18 protein-coding genes and 1 pseudogene are annotated in these 19,553 nt (G+C 73.8%); 9 read left to right on the forward strand and 10 right to left on the reverse strand.

Annotated elements, in window-relative coordinates; genetic code table 11:
- Positions 1-39 precede the first annotated feature (39 nt).
- The 5 genes from FR742_RS17950 to FR742_RS17970 all read left to right on the forward strand — a co-directional run bounded on the left by FR742_RS17950 (position 40) and on the right by FR742_RS17970 (position 6,084).
- Entirely contained in the window at positions 40-1,383 is a 1,344-nt protein-coding gene (locus FR742_RS17950) for an MFS transporter (RefSeq protein WP_148032009.1), read from the forward strand.
- 105 nt (positions 1,384-1,488) lie between these two features.
- A complete protein-coding gene (locus FR742_RS17955) occupies positions 1,489-2,274 on the forward strand; it encodes a hypothetical protein (RefSeq protein WP_148032010.1) in 786 nt (261 codons plus the stop codon).
- The gene (locus FR742_RS17960) at positions 2,271-3,368 is read left to right on the forward strand and encodes a hypothetical protein (protein ID WP_148032011.1); all 1,098 of its coding nucleotides are present in this window, start codon (positions 2,271-2,273) and stop codon (positions 3,366-3,368) included. Before FR742_RS17955 ends, FR742_RS17960 begins: the two co-directional genes overlap by 4 nt.
- On the forward strand, positions 3,365-4,792 hold the full coding sequence (locus tag FR742_RS17965) for a hypothetical protein (RefSeq protein ID WP_148032012.1): 1,428 nt from the start codon (positions 3,365-3,367) through the stop codon (positions 4,790-4,792). The genes FR742_RS17960 and FR742_RS17965 overlap by 4 nt, the downstream gene beginning before the upstream one ends.
- Positions 4,789-6,084 (forward strand): AAA family ATPase, encoded by a 1,296-nt coding sequence (locus tag FR742_RS17970; RefSeq protein WP_261808594.1) that lies wholly within the window; start codon positions 4,789-4,791, stop codon positions 6,082-6,084. The genes FR742_RS17965 and FR742_RS17970 overlap by 4 nt, the downstream gene beginning before the upstream one ends.
- Here FR742_RS17970 and FR742_RS17975 read toward each other — a convergent pair.
- On the reverse strand, positions 6,081-7,034 hold the full coding sequence (locus tag FR742_RS17975) for a GNAT family N-acetyltransferase (RefSeq protein ID WP_148032013.1): 954 nt from the start codon (positions 7,032-7,034) through the stop codon (positions 6,081-6,083). The genes FR742_RS17970 and FR742_RS17975 overlap by 4 nt on opposite strands.
- Before the next feature lie 65 nt (positions 7,035-7,099).
- On the opposite strand from FR742_RS17975, the pseudogene FR742_RS46570 reads away from it, so the two are divergent.
- Positions 7,100-7,318: pseudogene (locus tag FR742_RS46570) on the forward strand (STAS domain-containing protein); the annotation flags it as partial.
- A gap of 175 nt (positions 7,319-7,493) precedes the next feature.
- Complete coding sequence (locus FR742_RS17985; protein WP_148032014.1) at positions 7,494-7,925, forward strand: ATP-binding protein; 432 nt, start codon at positions 7,494-7,496, stop codon at positions 7,923-7,925.
- A 5-nt stretch (positions 7,926-7,930) separates the two neighbouring features.
- Here the strand turns inward: FR742_RS17985 and FR742_RS44610 are convergent, their stop codons facing one another.
- Positions 7,931-8,104, reverse strand: a complete 174-nt coding sequence (locus tag FR742_RS44610; protein ID WP_187281195.1) for a hypothetical protein — start codon at positions 8,102-8,104, stop codon at positions 7,931-7,933.
- 80 nt (positions 8,105-8,184) lie between these two features.
- A complete protein-coding gene (locus FR742_RS17990) occupies positions 8,185-9,144 on the reverse strand; it encodes a Ppx/GppA phosphatase family protein (RefSeq protein WP_148032015.1) in 960 nt (319 codons plus the stop codon).
- Between the two features lie 232 nt (positions 9,145-9,376).
- On the opposite strand from FR742_RS17990, the gene FR742_RS17995 reads away from it, so the two are divergent.
- Entirely contained in the window at positions 9,377-10,192 is an 816-nt protein-coding gene (locus FR742_RS17995) for a formylglycine-generating enzyme family protein (protein ID WP_219544449.1), read from the forward strand.
- Between the two features lie 4 nt (positions 10,193-10,196).
- Entirely contained in the window at positions 10,197-11,342 is a 1,146-nt protein-coding gene (locus FR742_RS18000) for a glycosyltransferase (RefSeq protein WP_148032017.1), read from the forward strand.
- Here the strand turns inward: FR742_RS18000 and FR742_RS18005 are convergent.
- From FR742_RS18005 to FR742_RS18035, 7 genes are all read right to left on the reverse strand, one after another.
- Positions 11,339-12,232: a hypothetical protein gene (locus FR742_RS18005; protein WP_148032018.1), complete on the reverse strand. Its 894-nt coding sequence runs from the start codon at positions 12,230-12,232 to the stop codon at positions 11,339-11,341. The two genes, FR742_RS18000 and FR742_RS18005, sit on opposite strands and share 4 nt — an antisense overlap.
- A gap of 100 nt (positions 12,233-12,332) precedes the next feature.
- The gene (locus FR742_RS18010; protein ID WP_261808595.1) at positions 12,333-13,202 is read right to left on the reverse strand and encodes a hypothetical protein; all 870 of its coding nucleotides are present in this window, start codon (positions 13,200-13,202) and stop codon (positions 12,333-12,335) included.
- Positions 13,203-13,274: 72 nt separating this feature from the next.
- Complete coding sequence (locus FR742_RS18015) at positions 13,275-14,168, reverse strand: hypothetical protein (protein WP_261808596.1); 894 nt, start codon at positions 14,166-14,168, stop codon at positions 13,275-13,277.
- A 48-nt stretch (positions 14,169-14,216) separates the two neighbouring features.
- Positions 14,217-16,193, reverse strand: coding sequence for an MMPL family transporter (locus FR742_RS18020; protein WP_148032019.1), 1,977 nt, complete (start codon positions 16,191-16,193; stop codon positions 14,217-14,219).
- A gap of 189 nt (positions 16,194-16,382) precedes the next feature.
- Positions 16,383-17,030, reverse strand: coding sequence for a response regulator transcription factor (locus FR742_RS18025; protein ID WP_148034642.1), 648 nt, complete (start codon positions 17,028-17,030; stop codon positions 16,383-16,385).
- The gene (locus FR742_RS18030) at positions 17,027-18,127 is read right to left on the reverse strand and encodes a sensor histidine kinase (protein ID WP_187281196.1); all 1,101 of its coding nucleotides are present in this window, start codon (positions 18,125-18,127) and stop codon (positions 17,027-17,029) included. The genes FR742_RS18025 and FR742_RS18030 overlap by 4 nt, the downstream gene beginning before the upstream one ends.
- The gene (locus FR742_RS18035; RefSeq protein WP_261808597.1) at positions 18,124-19,536 is read right to left on the reverse strand and encodes a hypothetical protein; all 1,413 of its coding nucleotides are present in this window, start codon (positions 19,534-19,536) and stop codon (positions 18,124-18,126) included. Before FR742_RS18035 ends, FR742_RS18030 begins: the two co-directional genes overlap by 4 nt.
- Positions 19,537-19,553 lie beyond the last annotated feature (17 nt).

Consider the following 19,553-nt stretch of genomic DNA (forward strand, 5'->3'; position numbering starts at 1 on the left):
CGGTCCACACTGACGACGCCGCACCAACAGGGAGCCATCGTGACCGACCAACCCCCCGGCGCCCGCCAGGGCACGCCGCGCAAAGCGGCCGTCGCGGCCTGGATAGGCAGTGCGCTGGAGTACTACGACTTCTTCATCTACGGCAGCGCCGCCGCCCTCATCTTCTCCAAGGTGTTCTTCGACGAGTCCGATCCCACCACGGCGACCCTCCAGTCGCTGGCCAGCTTCGGCGTCGCCTACGCCGCCCGGCCCGTGGGCGCGTTCATCCTCGGTCACGTCGGCGACAGGTTCGGCCGCAAGCGCATCATGGTGTTCACGCTCGTGCTCATGGGCGTGTCGACGTTCCTCATCGGCTGCCTGCCGAGCCGCGACCAGATCGGCGACCTGGCCCCGGTGCTGCTGGTCGTGCTGCGCATCATGCAGGGCCTGTCGGCCGCCGGGGAGCAGGCCAGCGCCAACTCCATGACCCTGGAACACGCCCCCGAGCACCGGCGCGGCTACTACACCAGCTTCACGCTCAACGGCACCCAGTTCGGGCAGATCCTGGCCACCGTCGTGTTCATCCCGGTGGCGGCCATGCCCGAGGAGCAGCTGCTGTCCTGGGGCTGGCGGGTGCCGTTCTGGATGAGCGTGATCGTGGCCGTGGTCGGCTGGGTGATCCGGCGCAAGCTGGAGGAGACGCCGGCGTTCGAGCGCGAGGTGGCCCAGGGCACGGTGCCGCGGATGCCGCTGTCGCTGCTCTTCCGCGACCACTGGGCGAGCGTGGTGCGGGTGGTGTGCGCGGCGCTGATCGCGACGGTCAGCACCATCTTCACCGTGTGGGCGCTCAACTACGCCGTCGAGAACGTCGGCCTGGACCGGGCCACCATGCTCTGGGTGAGCACCGTGGCCAACACCGCCGCGCTGCTGGCCATCCCGCTGTGGGCCATGCTGTCGGACCGGATCGGGCGCAAGCCCGTGTTCCTCATCGGAGCCGTCGGCAGCCCGATCATGATCTTCGCCTACCTGGCGGCGATCAACTCCGGCAGCTACCCGATGATCTTCCTGGTCGGCATCCTCACCCTCGGCGTCGTCTACAGCGCCTCCAACGGCATCTGGCCCTCGCTCTACGGGGAGATGTTCACCACCAAGGTGCGGCTGTCGGGCATGGCCATCGGCACCCAGATCGGCTTCGCCGTCGCCGGCTTCGCGGTCGCCTCGGCGGCCGGCATCGTCTCCCCGGGAGGCTGGCTCGGCCTGCAGGGCTGGGTCGGCGTCGGCATCTTCACCGCCATCCTGTGCGCGATCAGCGCGGTGGCGGTGGCGACGGCGCGCGAGACCCACAAGGTCCCCACGGACCAGCTCGGCCTCCCGCCCTCCGACCGCGTCACCACGTCCGCCTGACCCTTCCGTACGCGGCCGCGCCCTTCCCGGGTGCGGCCGCGTACGCATCTGCGGGACACGCACCGAAATACTGGTAATTACTGGAACCCCTGATACCCTCGCGCCATGAGTGACCGGCTGGACGAGCTCGAACGGCGCATCGACGAGCTCAGGGCCGGTGTGCGCAGGGCCATGCGGGCCAGGGACGGCTCGGCGGCCAGGGCGCTGCGGGCCGAGCTCCGCACCGCCGAGAAGGCGTGGGACTCCCTGGTGAGCGGCGAGAAGCCCGCCGGGAAGACGCAGGGGCCGCGGCTGGTGACCGTGCGCGAGCAGGTGCACCAGGCGCTGGAGCTGCTGGGCGCGCCCGCGCAGGCCCGGCTGGTGGTGGCGGTGAGCGGCGCGTTCCTGGCCGGCACGATCCGCAGCTCCCAGCTCACCAGCCTGCGCAGGGACGAGGAGCGCTCGTTCCGCTCGTCGCCGTTCGGGCGGCCCTACTACCTGTGCGCGGCGCTGACCGACCGGCTCTCCCCCGCCCGCGGCTACCTCACCGTCAGCACGTGGCCGGTGGAGCGCCGGGTGGTGGGCCCGCTCAGCCCCCGCGTCGACTTCCTCACCTGCGCGATCCGGATCGCCGAGCACGCCGCGGGGCGGCGCTCGCCCGACGGCGACCGGCTGTTATCCAGGATGGCGCGCAACATCCCGGGCGCCGGGGACGAGGTGCCGCCCGACCCGGCGCGGGTGGCCGAGGCGGCGCGGCGGGAGCTGGCCGTGCACGCCGGGCGCGACGCCGGCGACCGCGCGGAGCTGGCGGGACGCGCCGACACCCAGCTCGATGACGTGGCCCGGCTGTTCGGGGCCACTACGCTGACCACTGTTCCAAGATCAGTCATGGCTATGGGAGGCGGCCGATGAACCGGCTCGACGCGCTGCGCGGCACCACACCGCCGAAGCCGCACGACGCCCGGGCGATCGCCGCGCTGGCGGCCAACCCCGGCTGCACGCGGCGGGCGCTCATGGACGGCGCCGGGATCGACAAGGACGCCGTCGCCCGCCACCTGGGGTTCCCCGCCCCGTTCGGCCAGTCGCCGTTCGCGATCACGCGGGGCAACGCGTTCGAGGCGCTGGTGAAGGCCGACGGGTGCGCGGAGCTGATCCGGATGCTGCGCGAGCTGCTCGGCCTGCCGATCGACGAGGTGGCCTACCACGACGTGGAGAACGTCGGCGCCCACCTGCGCCACACCCACACCCGCGCGCTGATCGACCGCGCGGCCAGGGGTGAGGGCGTGGGCACCGTCTACGACCATCCGCTGTTCACGCTGGGCATCGCCGGCCACACCGCCTATCTGGAGCCCGACGTGGTCGCGTTCCAGCTCGGCGGCCGGTTCCACATCGTGGAGATCAAGTCGTTCGCGGTGGTCGACGGGCAGGCCGACCCGGCCGCGGTGGCGGCGGCCGCGCGGCAGGCGGCCGTGTACGTGCTCGCGCTGCGGACGCTGCTGGAGGAGCTGGGCCACGACCCGCTCCGGGTGGCCGACGACGTGGTGCTGGTCTGTCCGGAGAACTTCGCCAACCGTCCGGTGGCGACGCTGGTCGACGTGCGCCGCCAGCTCGCGGTGCTGCGCCGCCAGCTCTCCCGGATGACGAGCCTGGACCGGCTGCTGGACGCGCTGCCCGAGGACGTGACGTTCGACCTGGCGCCGGACGCCGACGGGCGGCCGGCCAGGCCGGTCGCGGAGCTGGCCGACGCGGTGCGCAGGGCCGAGGCCCGCTACGCGCCCGACTGCCTGTCCACGTGCGACCTGTGCTTCTTCTGCCGCGACGAGGCCCGCCAGGAGGGCGCGTCCGATCTGCTGGGCCGCGCCGTCCGCGACGAGCTCGGCGGCGTGGCGTCGGTGCGGGAGGCGCTGGCGCTGGCCGACGGCTCGCGCGCGCCCGCGCAGGGCCAGGAGGAGATCGCCCGGCTGCTGCGCGGCGCCGAGCGGCTGCGGCGGGAGTGCCTGGCGTGAGCCTGCTCACCTCGCTCGCCCGGCTGCGGGCGATCGACGAGGGCGTCGCGCAGCCGATCGCGACCGTCCGCCACTGCCACCTGTCGGCGCGGCCGATGGTGTTCATCCCGCTGAAGCTGTCGGGTGAGGCGGCGGCGCCGCTGGCCGCCATGCTGGGCACCGACCCCGCCGAGCCGCGGCTGCTGGCGGTGGCCCAGCCGCGCAACCGCGACCTGCGCTTCGCCTGGACGGCCGACCTGGCCGGGGTGCTGCTGCCGTACGTGGCGGGCTTCACGGCCGAGACCGAGACGGTGGAGCGGCGCGGCGCCGACCCGTACGAGCGGGCGCTGGACGCGCCGCAGCTGATCGTGCCGAACCGGGCCGGGGTGGCCTTCACCCGGCTGCTCGGCCGCTCCACCCGGTTCCGGCGCACCGACGGGCCGTTCCCGGTGCCGCAGGGGGTGCCGCTGCTCGGCCGGTGGCTGACGTACTTCGCCGAGCGCGCCGCGCACCCCGGCTCGTCGCTCATGCTGGCCGCGACCGACGAGCTGGCCCGTCACTGGGCGAGCGGGCAGAGCGCGCTGGAGGACGCCAACCTGGCGGCGCTGCTCGCCTGGATCACCGACGGGCCCGACGACGCGGCCGAGGACCCGCTGATCTGGCCGCCGGCCGGCCCGGCCACCGATCCGGGGTTCGACGCGGAGGTGCTGGCGCCGGCGATGGAGAGCGGATCGGCCGAGCGGATCACCGAGGCGCTGCGCACCCAGCTGGAGCCGACGTGGCGGCTGGTGTGGCGGGCCGTCGAGCTGCTGCGCGGCCTGGAGCCGGGCGCGAGCGTGGCGCAGCGGTGGGAGCACGACCGCGGCTCGTTCAGCGGCATGACCGCGCAGCTCGCGGAGGGGGCGCCGCCGCAGGCCCGCCGCGACGGCGCGGTGGCCGCGGCGGCCCGGCTCTCGCGGATGGAGCGCGCCCAGGCCGCCTACGAGGTGCAGCGCGCCTACGACGACCCGCTGGTGATGGCCGAGTACCGGCTCACGGGCGAGGCGTTCGCGGGCGAGGTCGTCGACACGGTGCCCGGCAACACCGAGGGCGAGGGCCGCTCGCGCAAGCTGCGCCCGCTGGTGACGGTCAAGACCGACGATCCCGTACGGATCCCGCCCGGCACCTCGCTGGGCACGCCGGAACGGCGCGGGCAGGGGGCCGAGCTGGTGTCGGCGGGCGACGGCCTGGTCACCTTGAAGATCACCAAGGGCATGGGGCGGGGCAAGACCCCGGCGCCCGGCGCGGTGCCGGAGATCGGCGAGCGGGTCTGCTACAGCTCGCTGACCGACGAGTTCCAGGGCGCGGCGGCGCTGCCGGAGCCGGAGGCGACGCCGTGGACCCACGGCGGCCCGCCGCGCCCGTACGAACCGGCCGACGAGGACGCCCGGGAGGAGTGGTCGTGATCCCTGAGCTCACGCCTGAGCCCACGCCTGAGGAGGTCATCCGGCGGGTGCTGGCCGACCTGCCGGGCCACCGGGGCGTGGTGGTCGACTCGCCGCCCGGCGCGGGCAAGTCCACGCTCGTGGTGCGGGCGGCGGCGCACCTGGCCGCCACCGGCGAGCCGCTGATGATCGTCGCCCAGACGAACGAGCAGGTGGACGACCTGGTGACGCGGATCTGCGAGAAGCATCCGCGGCTCACGGTGGGCCGGCTGTCGGCGGGCGGCTACGTGCCGCGCAAGCGGATGCTGGAGCTGCCAGGGGTGACCTTCGGCACCCGCGTCCAGGACCTCGGCGATCCGGACGTCGTCATCGCCACCGCCGACAAGTGGGCCTGGATCAGCGGCCGGACGTGGCCGTGGGCCATCGTGGACGAGGCCTATCAGATGCGCTCCGACAAGCTGCTGCGCATCGCCGGGCTGTTCGAGCGGGCGTTGTTCGTGGGCGACCCCGGGCAGCTCGACCCGTTCTCCATCGTGGACGGCGACCGGTGGTCGGGGCTGTCGTGGGATCCGCTGCAGAGCGCCGTGTCGGTGCTGCTGCGGCACAACCCCGACCTGCCGGTGCACCGGCTGCCGGTGTCGTGGCGGCTGCCCTCGTCGGCGGCGCCGGTGGTGTCGCGGGCGTTCTACCCGTTCACCGGGTTCCGGTCGGGCACCGGGCCTGGCGACCGGCGGCTGGAGCTGGTCACCGGCGGCATGGGCACGGTGCACGACCGGGCGCTGGAGGAGGCGGCCCGCTCCGGGTGGGCGCTGCTGGAGCTGCCGAACCGGCACACCGTGCGCACCGACGCCGAAGCGGTGGAGGCGGTGGCGCTGCTGGCGGCACGGCTGATGCAGCGCGGCGCGGTGGCGAGTTCGGAGCAGGGCGAGCGGCCGGTGACGGCCGACCGGATCGCGGTCGGCGCGGCCCACCGCGACCAGGTGGCGGCGATCAGGAACGCCGGGCTGCCGCCGGAGATCACCGTCGACACCGCCAACCGGCTGCAGGGCCGCGAGTACGACGTGACGATCGTGCTGCACCCGCTGTCGGGGCGGCGCGACGCGACCGCCTTCCACCTGGAGTCGGGGCGGCTGTGCGTGCTGGCCTCGCGGCACCGGCACGCGTGCGTGGTGGTGGCCAGGGCGGGCATCGCCGAGCTGCTCGACGCGCATCCGTCGGCGGAGCCGGTGCAGCTCGGGGTGCCGGTGAAGTTCCCCGACGGGTGGGAGGCCAACCAGGCGGTGCTGGACCACCTGGCGGCCCACCGGGTCTAACCGGCTTCGACGGTGCCGGGTTCGACGGTGCGCCGCCAGATGTCGATGACGAGGACCGGGCGCATCCCCTCCGACTCGTACAGGCCCAGCGCGGGGGTGGTGTTGTTGGTGTCGACGTGCAGGATCGTGCCCTCACGGCCGCGGGCGGCGTCGGCGGCGATGGCGGTGCGCAGCAGCAGGCGGCCCAGGCCCCGGCCGCGGAACTCGGGCCGCACGGCGAGCGTGTCGACGTAGCCGCAGCCCTCGTCGGCGGCGAACTGGTTGTTGCCGAGCACCATCGCGGCCGCGCGGCCGTCCACCCTGGCCAGGGTGAGCTGGCTCCAGTCGGTGGTGGGGATCGCCTGCCTGCGGGCGTACCAGCGGTCGTAGTCGACGTAGGCGTGGCCGAAGTGGTCGGCGAAGCCCTCCTGGTACACCTCGTGGGCCTCGCGGCGGACCTGCTCGTTCTGGCCGCCGTGCAGGGTGACGCCGGGCGGCGGCTCAGGTGCTTCGACGGGGCCGTCGAAGTCGACGCGCATGCGGTGGAAGCTGGTGGCGGCCGCGAACCCGTACCCGGTGACGAGCGCCTGCTTGGCCCGGTCGGCCCGGTAGACGCCGACGTCGGTGACGGCGGCGGGGTGGCCCGCCTCGCGGGCGAGCGCGCCCGCGCGCTCCAGCACGAGCGGCCAGAGCCGCTCGGCGAGACCGGCCACGCCGGGGCGGACGATCACGTCGGCGTCGACGATCTCGCTCGCGCCCTGGCGGCGCGCCCACGCCCAGCCGTCGAGGCGGCCGTCCGGGCCGTGCGCGAGCCAGGCGTCGCTGTCGAGGTCGAAGCCGGGCTCGGCGAGCTCGCCCGCGATGTCGTCGAGGGTGAGGTCGGGCCGTCCGAGCACTTCGGTGTCGCAGGCGGCGCTGAGCTCGTGGATGGCCGGGGCGTCTCCGGCACCCGGTCGGCTGAAGTGATGCATGGGGTGATTGTCATGGTTGTGCCCCTCGGCGCGCGCCGTATTTTCGTGGTGGTTAGGCTGTGAGGGTGCCCGACAAGACCCCGCTGCAGATCGAGATCGACTCGTCCGACAAGACAACGGTCCAGCTCGCGGTCCGCGGTGACCTCGATTTCGACACCGCGGACGAGCTGTCGTCGGTCCTGCTGGGTGACGGATTCGAGCGGGTGGACGTCGACCTGTCGGGGCTGGGGTTCATCGACTCGTCGGGGCTGGCGGCCCTGGTCCGCCTCTACCAGCGGGTGGCCCGCCGAGGACGCGGTGCTGCGGGTGGTCGCCGTCACGCCCTATCTGCGCAACCTGATGCGGATGACCGCGCTCGACCGCCTGTTCGGCCTGCCGCCGGGCTGAGCGTCTCCTTCCGTAGCGAATGCTTCGCCGGATCATGGGCAGAGGCATTCTCGACACGGAAGGGAGGCGCCGGTGGAGACCACGATGGCGCTGCGGCTGCCCAGGGACGCGGCGAGCGTGCCGCTCATCCGGCAGATGCTCGACGGCACGCTGAACTCGCTGGGTGTGGAGCCGGAGATCCGGGACGACATCGAGCTCATGTTGACGGAGGCGTGCTCCAACGTGGTCAAGCATGCCGCGCCGAGCGACGAGTACACGGTGAGCGCCATGGTCTACGACGATCTGTGCGTGATCCGGGTGGTCGACACCGGCCATGGTTTCGACCCGGCGTCGGTCAGGGACGCGACGCCCGGGTCCGAGAACGGGCGGGGGCTGCAGATCATGCGGGCGCTGGCCGACGACGTCCGCTTCACCAACAAGCGGGAGAACGGCGCGGTGGTGTGCCTGGAGAAGCGGCTGCGCTACTCACCGGGCGCGGCGGGGCCGCACTTCATCCGGACGTGAGGACGTCATGGCTCACGGCCGCTCCGCCGGGCGGAGCCGCCGTGTGTCAGGACGATCCCGCTCATGGAGGCCATCAGCGCCAGCCAGATGAGCACGGCCACCGCGATGCCCAGCACCGCGAGGAACGACAGGGAGAGGGCGACCAGCAGCGAGCCGATCGCGCCGAGCAACGTCCACACCCCGTCAGAGTTGCCCGCCGGTGCTCGTTCTCTGCAGTTTCATCACGGTCAGTTGCCTGTTATGTGGCGATATATCCCTCTTACTCGGTGGCTCCGTCGGGCGCCTCCAGCCGTCCCGGCAGCGCGTCCAGCCGGCGCAGGATGACGCCCTCGCGCAGCGCCCACGGGCAGATCTCCAGCCGCTCCACCTCGAACAGGTCCATCACCGCGTCGGCCACGATCGCGCCGGCGGCGAGCTGGGCCGCCCGCCCCGCCGACACGCCGGACAGCTCGGCCCGCTCGGCGGCCGTCATGGCGGTCAGCTTGGCGGCCCAGTCGGCGGTGTCCTGGCGCGACAGCGAGCGCGGCACGTGGACGCCGTCGCTGGACGGTGCCGCCCCGGCGATCCTGGCCAACTGCTTGAAGGTCTTGGAGGTGGCCACCGCCCGGTCGGCCCCGCCGTAGCGGACGACGGAGCCGACGGTGCGGGCGATCTCGGCGCGCACGTGGCGGCGCAGCCGGCGCACCTCGTCGGCGGACGGCGGGTCGGCGGTGAACCAGTCGCGGGTCAGCCGCCCGGCGCCGAACGGCAGCGACACCGCGACGTCGGGCTCCTCGTCGACCCCGGCCGCGATCTCCAGGGAGCCGCCGCCGATGTCGAAGGCCAGCAGCCGCCCGGACGACCAGCCGAACCAGCGGCGCACCGCCAGGAACGTCAGCCTCGCCTCGTCGCGGCCCGACAGCACGTCGATGAGCACGCCGGTGTGCCGCTGGACCTTCTCCAGCACCCGCTCGCCGTTGGCGGCCTCGCGCACGGCGGAGGTGGCGAAGGCCAGCAGTTCCTCCACGCCCTTGTCCTCGGCGATGACCACGGCCTGCTCGACGAACGCGCGCAGCCGGTCCACGCCCTCGGCGGACAGCTTGTCGTCCGGGCCGAGATGCTCGCTGAGGCGCAGCTCCTCCTTGTGGGAGAACGCCGGAATGGGACGGCCGCCGCGGTGGGCGTCCACGACGAGTAAATGGACGGTGTTCGAGCCGATGTCCAGCACGCCGAGTCGCATGGCGATGACGCTACAGGCAGGCGCTTCGCCCGCGAAGCGGAGGCCGGGGGGCGACGACCGCGTGATCGTGGGCATGCCGGGGCGACTACCCTTCCTAGAGGTCGTGACACATGGGAGGAGCCAGATGAGCGCGTGCTGCGGGCCCGCCAGGGAGGCCGTCACCGGGGCGGACGCCCCCGAGGCGCCGGTCCTCGTGATGCCCGGGCCGGCGCGGTGGGAGCCGCCGCGCGGGATGGTCCGCGTCCCGGGCGGGACGTTCTCGGTGGGCGGCGACGACCCCGACGCCAACCCGGAGGACGGCGAGGGCCCGGTCCGCGAGGTGAAGCTGGATGCGTTCCTGATCGACCCGACCTGCGTGACGAACGCGCAGTTCGCCAGGTTCGTGAAGGAGACCGGATACGTGACCGAGGCCGAGCGGATCGGCTGGTCGTTCGTGTTCCGCCAGTTCGCCTCCCGCGGCGTCATGGACGCGAGCGTGCCGCAGGCGCCCTGGTGGGTCGGGGTGGAAGGAGCCTCCTGGCGCTCCCCCGAGGGGCCCGGCTCGTCGATCGGCGACCGGCAGAACCATCCGGTGGTGCAGGTGTCGTGGCACGACGCGACCGCGTACGCGCGGTGGGCCGGCAAGCGGCTGCCGACGGAGGCCGAGTGGGAGACGGCCGCCCGCGGCGGCCTGCGGCGGACCCGCTACCCGTGGGGCGACGAGCTGGCGCCGAAGGGGCGGCAGCGGTGCAACATCTGGCAGGGCCCGTTCCCCTCGGCGCCGAGCAGGGGCACGATGCCGGTCAAGTCGTTCCAGCCGAACGGCTACGGCCTCTACAACGTGGCGGGCAACGTGTGGGAGTGGACCGCCGACTGGTGGGACACCCGCTGGGAGCCGTACGCGGAGAACCCCACGGGCCCGGCCGAGGGCACCATGAAGGTGATCAGGGGCGGCTCCTACATGTGCCATGACTCCTACTGCAACCGCTACCGGCTGGCCGCCCGCACCGCCAACACCCCCGACTCGGCCACCGGACATACGGGTTTCCGGTGCGCGGCCATAGTCTGAGCCCATGTCACAAACCCTGCGACTGCTGATCACCGGCGGCGGCACCGGCGGTCACACCTACCCGGCCCTGACGACCCTGACGGCCATCCAGCGCCGGCAGGTGCCGCACGACGTGCTCTGGGTGGGCACGGCCAACGGCCTGGAGGCCAGGATCACCGCCGAGCACGGCATCCCGTTCAAGGCGATCACGACGGGCAAGCTGCGCCGCCGGCCCAACCTGCGCGAGCTCGGCACCAACCTGGCCGACCTGTTCCGCATCCCCGTCGGGGTGTTCCAGGCGATCGGCCACGCCGCCCGCTACCTGCCCGACGTGGTGCTGTCGACCGGGGGCTACGTGGCGGTGCCGATCGGGGTGGCGGCCAAGCTGATCCGCAGGCCGCTGGTCATGCACGAGCAGACGACGGTGGTGGGGCTGGCCAACCGGATCCTGTCCAGGCTGGCGACGCGGATCGCGCTGTCGCACGAGTCGTCGCTCGAACACCTGCCCGCCAAGGCCAGGGCCAAGGCCGTGGTGACGGGCAACCCGATCCGGCCCGAGCTGCTGCAGGGCAAGCGGGCGGCGGCCTACGACCTGTTCGGGCTGACGTTCGAGGTGCCGCTGATCTACGTGACGGGCGGCGCGCAGGGCAGCAAGCAGATCAACACGCTGATCGCGGAGGTCCTGCCCAGGCTGCTGCCGCACGCCCAGATCGTCCACCAGTGCGGCCCCGCCTGGATCGAGCAGATGCGGGCCGTGGAGCTGCCGCCCGAGCTCGCCGACCGCTACCACCCGGTCCCCTACGTGGGGTCCGAGCTGGCCGACCTGTACGCGGCGGCCGACGTGGTGATCTCGCGCAGCGGAGCCGGCACGGTGTCGGAGCTGACCGCGATCGGCAAGCCGTCGCTGCTGATCCCGCTGATCCCGACGGGCGGCGACGAGCAGCGCAAGAACGCCGGCTATCTGGTGTCGGCGGGCGCGGCGCGGGCGCTGCTGGAGCCGAACCCTGCGGCCGACCAGCTGCTGGCCGAGCTGATGCCGCTGCTGGCCGACCCGGGCCTGCGGGCGGCGATGGGTGAGGCGGCCCAGAAGCTGGGCCGCGTGGACGCCGCCGACGTGCTGTGCGACCTGCTGCTGCAGACCGCCCAGCCCGCCCGGCCCGCCGCGGCCTAGGACCGCTCGCCCGGCTCCAGGTGGCGGAAGGCCTCGTGCGCGGAGCTGAGGCTGCGCCGCAGCGCCTGCTCCAGCTGGTCGGCGTCCTCGGCGAGCCGGGCGATCTCCGGCACCGCGAACGCGTCGGCCCCGGTCTCGGCGACCAGTTCCTCGTACTGGTGGATCCGGCCGCGCAGCTCCTCGACCTGCTGGTGGGCGCGGAAGGCGCGCTCGGCCTCGGTGACGTTGGCCGCGTAGCGTTCCAGCGCCTCGACCCGCGCCACCACGGCCTCCTCGCTGCTGTCGAGGGCCCGGGCGAGCGGCTCGGCGACGGCCGCCACCTCGGGGGTGACGGCGCCGGTGACGGTCTCGCGGTGTCTGGTGCGCAGCGCCGACAGCTTGGCCAACAGGCGGGCGATCTCCCACTCCTGGGCGGGCAGCATCACCGCGTTACGCACCCCGTCGAGCAGCCCTTCGGCGTTGACCGACGACTCGTTGACGGTGGCGATGGCCCGTTGCGCACGGGCCAGCAGCCTGCGCGAGGCCTCGTCGAGGTCGTCGGTGAGCACGTAGCGGCCCTCGTACCAGCGCAGCTGCTCGTAGACCTCGCGGGCGAGCACGGCCTCCTCGTCCTCGTCGGTGAGGTCGTTGCGGATGAAGGCGACGAGGAGCACGGGCACGCCGACGAAGGCGAGCAGCAGCAGGCCGATGCCGCGGCTCATCAGGCCGAGCGCGATCAGCAGCACGGCGACGGCGGTCACGGCGACGGCCACGCCCTTGGACTGGGCGACGCCGGCGCGGGGCGGCGGCTCGGGAACCCAGCCGCGGCGCATCCTGACCAGGACCTGGCCGCTGTCCCTGATCAGCCGCGCGTCCTCCGGTGGCACCCCTGGATCCACCACGACTTCCACAAATCCGGATCCTATGGGAACTCTGCCCTTCGAGCTCGATTCTTTGTACGACAAACGGCGTGCGACCCTCCCTGTGGCGGACGGCGGGGTGAACGGCCGATCACCCCTGTAAGTGACGGAACGCTTCGTGGGCCGACGTGACGCTGTCGCGCAGCGCCTGTTCGAGCCGGTCGGCGTCCTCGCTGAGCCGGCTCAGCTCGGGCACGGCCGAGTCGTCGGCGCCGGACTCGGCCAGGAGCTCTTCGTAGCGGGGCAACTGGGCGCTGAGCCGCGCGATCTGGTCGCGGGCGTGGTAGGCCCGCTCGGCCTCGGCGACGTGGCCGGCGTAACGTTCCAGCGCCTCGACCCGGGCCACGACCGCGCGCTCGCTGCTGTCGAGCACCTGGGCGAGCGGCTCGGCGACGGCCGCCACCTCGGGGATGACGCCTTCGGAGACGACCTCCCGGTGTCCGGACCGCAGCGCCGACAGCTTGGCCAGCAGGCGGGCGATCTCCCACTCCTGGGCGGGCAGCATGACGGCGTTGCGCACGTCGTCGAGCAGCCCTCCGGCGTTGACGTGGGACTCCATGACCGCGTCGACGGCGGCCTGGGCGCGGGCCATGAGCCGGCGGGCGCTCTCGTCGAGGTCCTCGCGGAGCACGTAGCGGCCCTCGAACCTGCGGGCGCTGTCGTAGACGTGCCGCTCGACCACCTGGCGCCGCTCGGCCTCGGCGTCGGGCCTGGGTTTGGCGAGCACGCCGGCGATGAGCAGCGCGGCCAGCGTCATGACGACGACGAACGGGGTGTAGAGGCCGGCGAGGAAGAAGTCGAGCCCGGCGCCGACGGCGACCAGCGCGACGAGCGTGGTGGTCATCCGGGTGACGAGCCCGAGGGCCGGAGGATGACGCCTGTTCGGCGGGGTCCACCCGGCGCGGATGCGCAGCAGGAGCTTGCGGTGGTCACGGAACAGGTCGGCCGTCTCGGCAGGCACCGTCGGCTCCACTACCACCTTCGCATGACGACCCGGCACATTAAGGATCCTATGTGGCGGTCTGTCCGAACGTCAGCCTTCTAAGTAGCGAAAAGCCTCATGCGCGGAGGTGACACTTCGCCGCAGGGCGCGTTCCACGGAGTCGGCGTCCTCCGCGAGGCGTTCGATCTCGGCGACGGCCATCGTGCCGGCGCCGGTCTCGGCCAGCAGTTCCTCGTAACGCGGCAGCCTGGCGCGCAGCTCCTCGATCTGCTCGCGGGCGTGGTAGGCCCGCTCGGCCTCGGCGACGTGGCCGGCGTAACGTTCCAGAGCCTCGACGCGCGCGACCACGGCCGCCTCGCTGCTGTCGAGCGCGCCCTGCAGGGGCTTGAGCACGGCCGCGACCTCGGGGGCGAGGCCCCGGCAGAGGAGTTCGCGGTGGTCGGCGCGCAGCGCCGACAGCTTGGCGAGCAGGCGGGCGATCTCCCATTCCTGCTCCGGCAGCAGGAGCGCGTTGCGCGGGCCGTCGAGCAGCCCTTCGGCGTTGACGTGGGAGCGCAGCACGGTGCCGACGGCCTGCTGGGCCCGGTGGAGCACGGCCGCGGCCTCCTCGTCGAAGTCCTGCGGGATCAGGTAGCGGCCGTGGTGCCGGCGGGCCTTCTCGTACAGGGCCCGCTCCTGGGGCCGGTGGTCGTCGTCGACCGCCTCGCTGATGTTGGCGATCTTGACGAGGACGAGGAAGACGAATCCGCCGAGCAGCAGGAACCCGGCGGGGGCGGCCGGCGAGTCCAGCAGCACGGCCATGAGCGCGATGACGAGCGGGGTGGCGGCGAGCAGCGCCACGCTGGAGGTGTTGCGCCGCCTGGCGGGGACCGGCAGGGCGGCCGGGGGCACCCAGCCCGTCCGGATCCTCGACAGCAGCGGGGCGTTGGCGCGCAGCATCCCCGCGGTCTCCGGCGGCACCGCCGGATCGACGACCACTCCCACGCTCTGCCCTGGCACCTCGGCGCCCCCAACGCTCCTCTGTTCCGGATACTACGAAACATCCCGCTCGGGTGTCAGCCTCGCGAAGGACAGGCCGGGGAACCACCAGTTACGGTCGCCGAGCACCTCCATCGCGGCGGGCACCAGGACCATCCGCACGATCGTGGCGTCGACCAGCACTCCGGCGGCCAGCCCGACCCCCATGACGCGCAGCGCCCGGTCGTCGAACGCGCCGAAGGCGGCGAACACGCAGAACATGATCGCGGCGGCGGTGGTGATCACCCGGGCGGTCCCGGCGAGCCCGGCGGCGACCGCGGCGCTGTTGCCCAGCCCGTTCCGGTACTCCTCGCGGATGCGGGAGACGAGGAACACCTCGTAGTCCACGGACAGCCCGAACGTGATCACGAACAGCATCATCGGCACCCAGGCGTCGATCGGCCCGCCGGTGCCGAGCCCGAGCACGTCCCACTGGAAGACGGCGACGACCACCCCGTACGCGGCCCCGATCGACAGCAGGTTGACCAGGATCGCCTTGACGGGCACCGCCACGCTCCTGAACACGGCCATGAGCAGCGCCAGCGAGGCCAGCAGCACCGCGCCGACCGTCCACGGCAGCCGGTCGGCGGCGTGGTCGGCGAAGTCCACGGCGGCGGCGGTCGAGCCGGTCACCAGGACGGGCTCCGGCAGCTCGGCGCGGAGCCGGCGCACCAGGCCGGCGGTGGCCTCGTCCTGCTGCGCCGTGGCGGGCACGACGAGCGCGGCCCGCTCCCCCAGCGGCGTCACGCCCGCCACTCCAGGGGTGGCGCGGGCCCGCTCGACGGCGGCGCCGAGCGGGCGGTCGGAGGCGAGCACGAGCGGCGACCCGGCGCCCGGCCCGAACGCGCCGGCCAGCACGTCGTGGGCGCGCCTGGTGGTGTCGGTGACGGGCCGGTCGGACGCGTCCGACCAGCCGGTGCGCAGGTCCAGCGCGGGCAGCGCGAGCCCGGCGAGCAGCGCCGTCGCCAGCAGCCCCGCCGTCCACGGCCGGCGCTGCACGGCCCTGCTCCACCGCGCCGACCACGGCTCCCCGCCGGTACGAGCCGGCAGCGAGAACCGGTCGATCCGGTGTCCGATCATGGTCAGCAGCGCGGGCAGGAGGGTGAGGGAAGCGAGCATGACCATGAGCACGCCGCACCCCGCGGCGACCGCGATGCCGCCGCCGAGCCCGGGGCCGAGGAACACGATGCCGGCGCCGGTGACGATGACGGTGACGCCGGCGAACAGCACGGACCTGCCGGCGGTCCGCATGGCCGTGCCGGCGGCTGTCTCGACGTCCTGGCCCTCGTGCAGGCCGGTGCGGAAGCGGGTGACGATGAGCAGGGCGTAGTCGATGCCGACGCCGAGGCCGAGCATGATCGTGAGGTACACGGCGAAGTCCGGCGTGGCGACCAGGTGGCCGAGCAGGGCGAGCAGGCTGGTGCCGGAGACGACGCCGACGACCCCGATGGCGATCGGGAGGGCGGAGGCGAGCAGCGACCGGAACGCGTACAGCAGGATCACCGCCGCGGCCACCAGCCCGACCCCCTCGGTCAGGCCGCCGGGGGTGAAGTCGGCGAAGTCGTCGCCGGCCAGCTCGGCGGTGACGGCCCCGGCCTCGAAGCCGTCACGGACCTCGGCCAGCTCGCGGGCGGCGGTCTCGTCCGGGTAGTCGATCGGGATCGTGCCGACGGTCCCGTCCGGCGAGACGCGTGCGTACGAGGTCTCGGCGCGGACCCCCGGGACCTCGTTCATCCTCGCGAGAAGCCCGTCCACGGCTTGGCGGGCGGCCGGCGACTCGACCCCGGCGGGGGCGGACACGACGAGCGTGCCGGGCGGTTCGGCGGGTGCGGGCCCGAGCAGCTCGGCGGCCCGCCCGCTCTCACTGCCGGGCAGCGCGAACTCACCGGCCACCGGCGCCGGGTTCCAGGCGGCCCCGGCGACGAGCGCGGACACCAGCGCCAGCCAGCCCAGCAGGACCAGCCGCCGGTGGCGGATGCAGAATCGGATCATGCCGCCGACGCTACGAACGACCCCCCGCACCGGTCGTCCCCCCACCGCGGTCCCCCACCTACCGCACCCGCGGCATCCAGCACCGAACGGCGGAGGATCAGAGGCGGGTACGGGTCTTCCTCCACCGCACCCGGCGCCGGACGGCCGGGGTCAGGGACAGGGCGTCCCCCCACCGCATCCGCGGGGTGGTCAGGGGTGGTGGCCGGGGCGGGTGAGGCCGGTTTCGTAGGCGAGGACCACGAGCTGGGCTCTGTCGTGGACGCCGAGTTTGGTCATCATGCGGTTGACGTGCGTCTTGACCGTGGCGGGGCTCATGAACAGCTCGCCGGCGATCTGGTCGTTCGTGCGGCCGTGCGCGACGCGGGCGAGGACCTCACGCTCGCGGCCGGTGAGGGGCGCGAGCCGGTCGTCGTTCACGCCGGGCCGGGCGGCGAACTCCTCGATCAGCCTGCGGGTGACCCCCGGGGACAGGAGGGCGTCACCCCGGGCGGCCACCCGCACCGCGTGCCGGATCTCGGCCGGTTCCGCGTCCTTGACCAGGAATCCGCTGGCACCCGATCGGAGCGCCTCGTACACGTACTCGTCCAGGTCGAAGGTGGTCACCACGACGACGCGGGTCCGTCCGGAGGCGATGCGGCGGGTCGCCTCCAGCCCGTCGACGCCGGGCATCCGGATGTCCATCAGCACCACGTCAGGCCCGAGCCGGGCCACCTCGCGCACCGCCTCGGCCCCGTCGGCGGCCTCCCCGACGACGGTGAGATCGTCCTCCGGGTCGAGCAGCGCGCGCAGCCCCGCCCGGACGAGCGGCTGGTCGTCGGCCAGCAGGACGGTGATCACGCGGGCATCCACGCCGCCACCCGGAACCCGCCCGCCGGACCGGCACCGGTGGTGAGTCTCCCGCCCGCGGCCTCCACCCGCTCGGCCATCCCCCTCAGCCCATGGCCTCCCGCGTCCAGACCGGGGGTGCCGGACGGGCCGGTGCCGTCGTCGTCCACGCGCACGCGCACGCCCGCCTCCTCGTACGCCAGCGTCACCGTGGCGCGGGTGGCGCCCGCGTGACGGATGGTGTTGGTCAGGGCTTCCTGGACCACCCGGTAGACGGCCAGGTCCACGGCGGGCGGCAGCGGCCGGGGCTCGCCGGTGGTCTCCAGCGTGACCGGCAGCCCGGCGGTCCTGGCCAGGGCGGGGAGCTGGGCGCTGCCGGGCAGGGGATGCCGGGGCCGGAGCACGCCGAGCACGCCCTTCATCTCGGCCAGCGCCTGCCGGCTGGAGTCGCGGATCACCTGGAGGGCGTCGCGGGCTTCCGGCGGCCCGCCCGCGCGGGCGACGGCCTCGGCCGCGACGGCGGCGTGCAGCGCGATCACCGACACCGTGTGGGAGGTGACGTCGTGCAGCTCCCTGGCCACCCTCAGCCGCTCCTCCTGGGCGCGGCGCAGCGCCTCCTCCTCGCGGCCGCGCTCGGCCTCGGCGGCGCGGCGCTCGACTTCGAGGGTGTAGGCGCGGCGGGCCCGCGACACCTCGGCGGGCTGCGCGGCGACGAGGACGAGCAGCGCCCAGATGACCACGGCCACCGCGTTGTCCACCCCGGGATGGAGGACCGCCGCGACCGCCGGCACCGCGACCAGGAACGCCGCCCCCGCCCAGCCCGCCGCCCGGCGGCCGGTCGAGATGGTGGCGAAGACCGAGATCAGCGCCGGAGCGGGCCAGAACGCGTACGCGTAGCCGAGGGTGAACAGGGCGGCGACCGCCCCGGCGCTGATCGCCAGCGCGACCTCCGGCCTGCGGGGCAGCCAGGCGAGCGCGAGCACGGCCGTGACGAGCAGCGCGTAGCCGGCCGGGTCGAGGGGCGTGGCCCCGGGCTGGTTGTCGTAGGCCATGACGGTCGAATACAGGACGACCACCGCCATGCCGCAGACCAGGGCGAGCGTCCTCACATGTTCACGGTAGTGCGCTCGTCCCCCGCCGCGCGATACCGCGGTCGCGGTATCCCGTGTACGGCGAGCGCGGCGGCGACGCAGGCCGGCGGGATCGCGGGCAGCACGTACCGGTGGTCGAAGTCGAGCGCGGCGACCGGCGCCACCAGGAGGAACGCGGCGAACGCCCACGGCAGCAGCGCCGGCCGCCGCCGCCCGACGGACCCGGCGGCCCCGGCCAGCAGCAGCACCCCGAAGAGGGTCCCGTGCAGGAACCACGGGTACGGGTAGGCGGCCAGCACCGATCCCCACGGCTCCACCGAGCGCATCCCCCTGATGTCCGGGTCGTAGTCGGCGCGGACCGCGCGCACCAGCTCGTTGTCGGGCACGGTCCAGACCCCGTACGGGAACGTCGAGGTCGGCGTCATCCGGTCGGGGTGCGGCACCGGCTCCCAGGTGAAGGCGAGCGCGGTGTCCCCGGCGATCTGCCGCAGGTAGTCCAGCGGCTGGGCGGCGATGGCGCGCAGGGCGAAGGACCTGGCCAGGTCGTTGTGCGCGAACCGGTCGCCCGGCAGCAGGTTGAGCGAGGCGCCGGGCGCCCACACGTACTCGGAGGCGGCGTCCATCACGGTGCCGTTCGGGCAGAGTCGGGCCTCGGCGGGCGGCGGCTGGATGACCGAGCAGTCGGCGAACGTCATCGTGCGGGCCCATAACGCCACGCCGTCGGAGCCGCTGAGCGCGAACCGGTCGTGGTGGCGTTCGTACCATCCGGCGTAGGCGAGCAGCGGCAGCGCGCCGGCCACCAGCAGGACGGCCGCCCGCCGGCGCCGGCCCCGCCTGAGCAGGAGCCAGAGCGCGGCCAGGCCGATCAGCGGCACCGCGGCGGTGCGGGTGAGCCCGGCCAGGGCGAGCAGCAGGCCGGCCCCGGCCGCCGCCCGCGCGGTCACCTCCTCCCGGCGGCCCAGCACGAGCAGCGCGGCCATCACCAGGAAGATCGCCTGCAGGTCGGACAGGATCGCGTGCTCCAGCCGGACGAACGACGGGTCGAACAGCACCGGCAGCGTGGCGAGGGTGGCCCCCCAGCCGGGCAGCCCGCGCGAGCGCAGCAGCGCGTACATCAGCACGGCGACGCCCAGCCCCATCGCGTGCTGCACGCCCGCCACGAGTTCCACGCTGTGGAAGGGCCGCAGCAGCCACAGGAACGTGGAGTATCCGGCGGGGTGGAAGGCCCCGTTCGGCCGCATGCGCACGGCGGTGTCGAGGTACGTGAACGAGTCGTACCAGTACACCATCGCGGTGTCGTACCCCAGCATGACCAGCACGCGCAGCGCGGCGGCGAGCACGAGCACGGCCGCGAACAGGCGGTGGCCGGCCGGTCGCGCCACGGCGGAGCGGCCTGGCGGGACACGGAAGGCGAGGACGGACGCCATGGCAGAGGTTCCCCCGG

The organism is Nonomuraea sp. C10 (assembly GCF_008017515.1).
GTDB lineage: Bacteria > Actinomycetota > Actinomycetes > Streptosporangiales > Streptosporangiaceae > Nonomuraea > Nonomuraea ferruginea.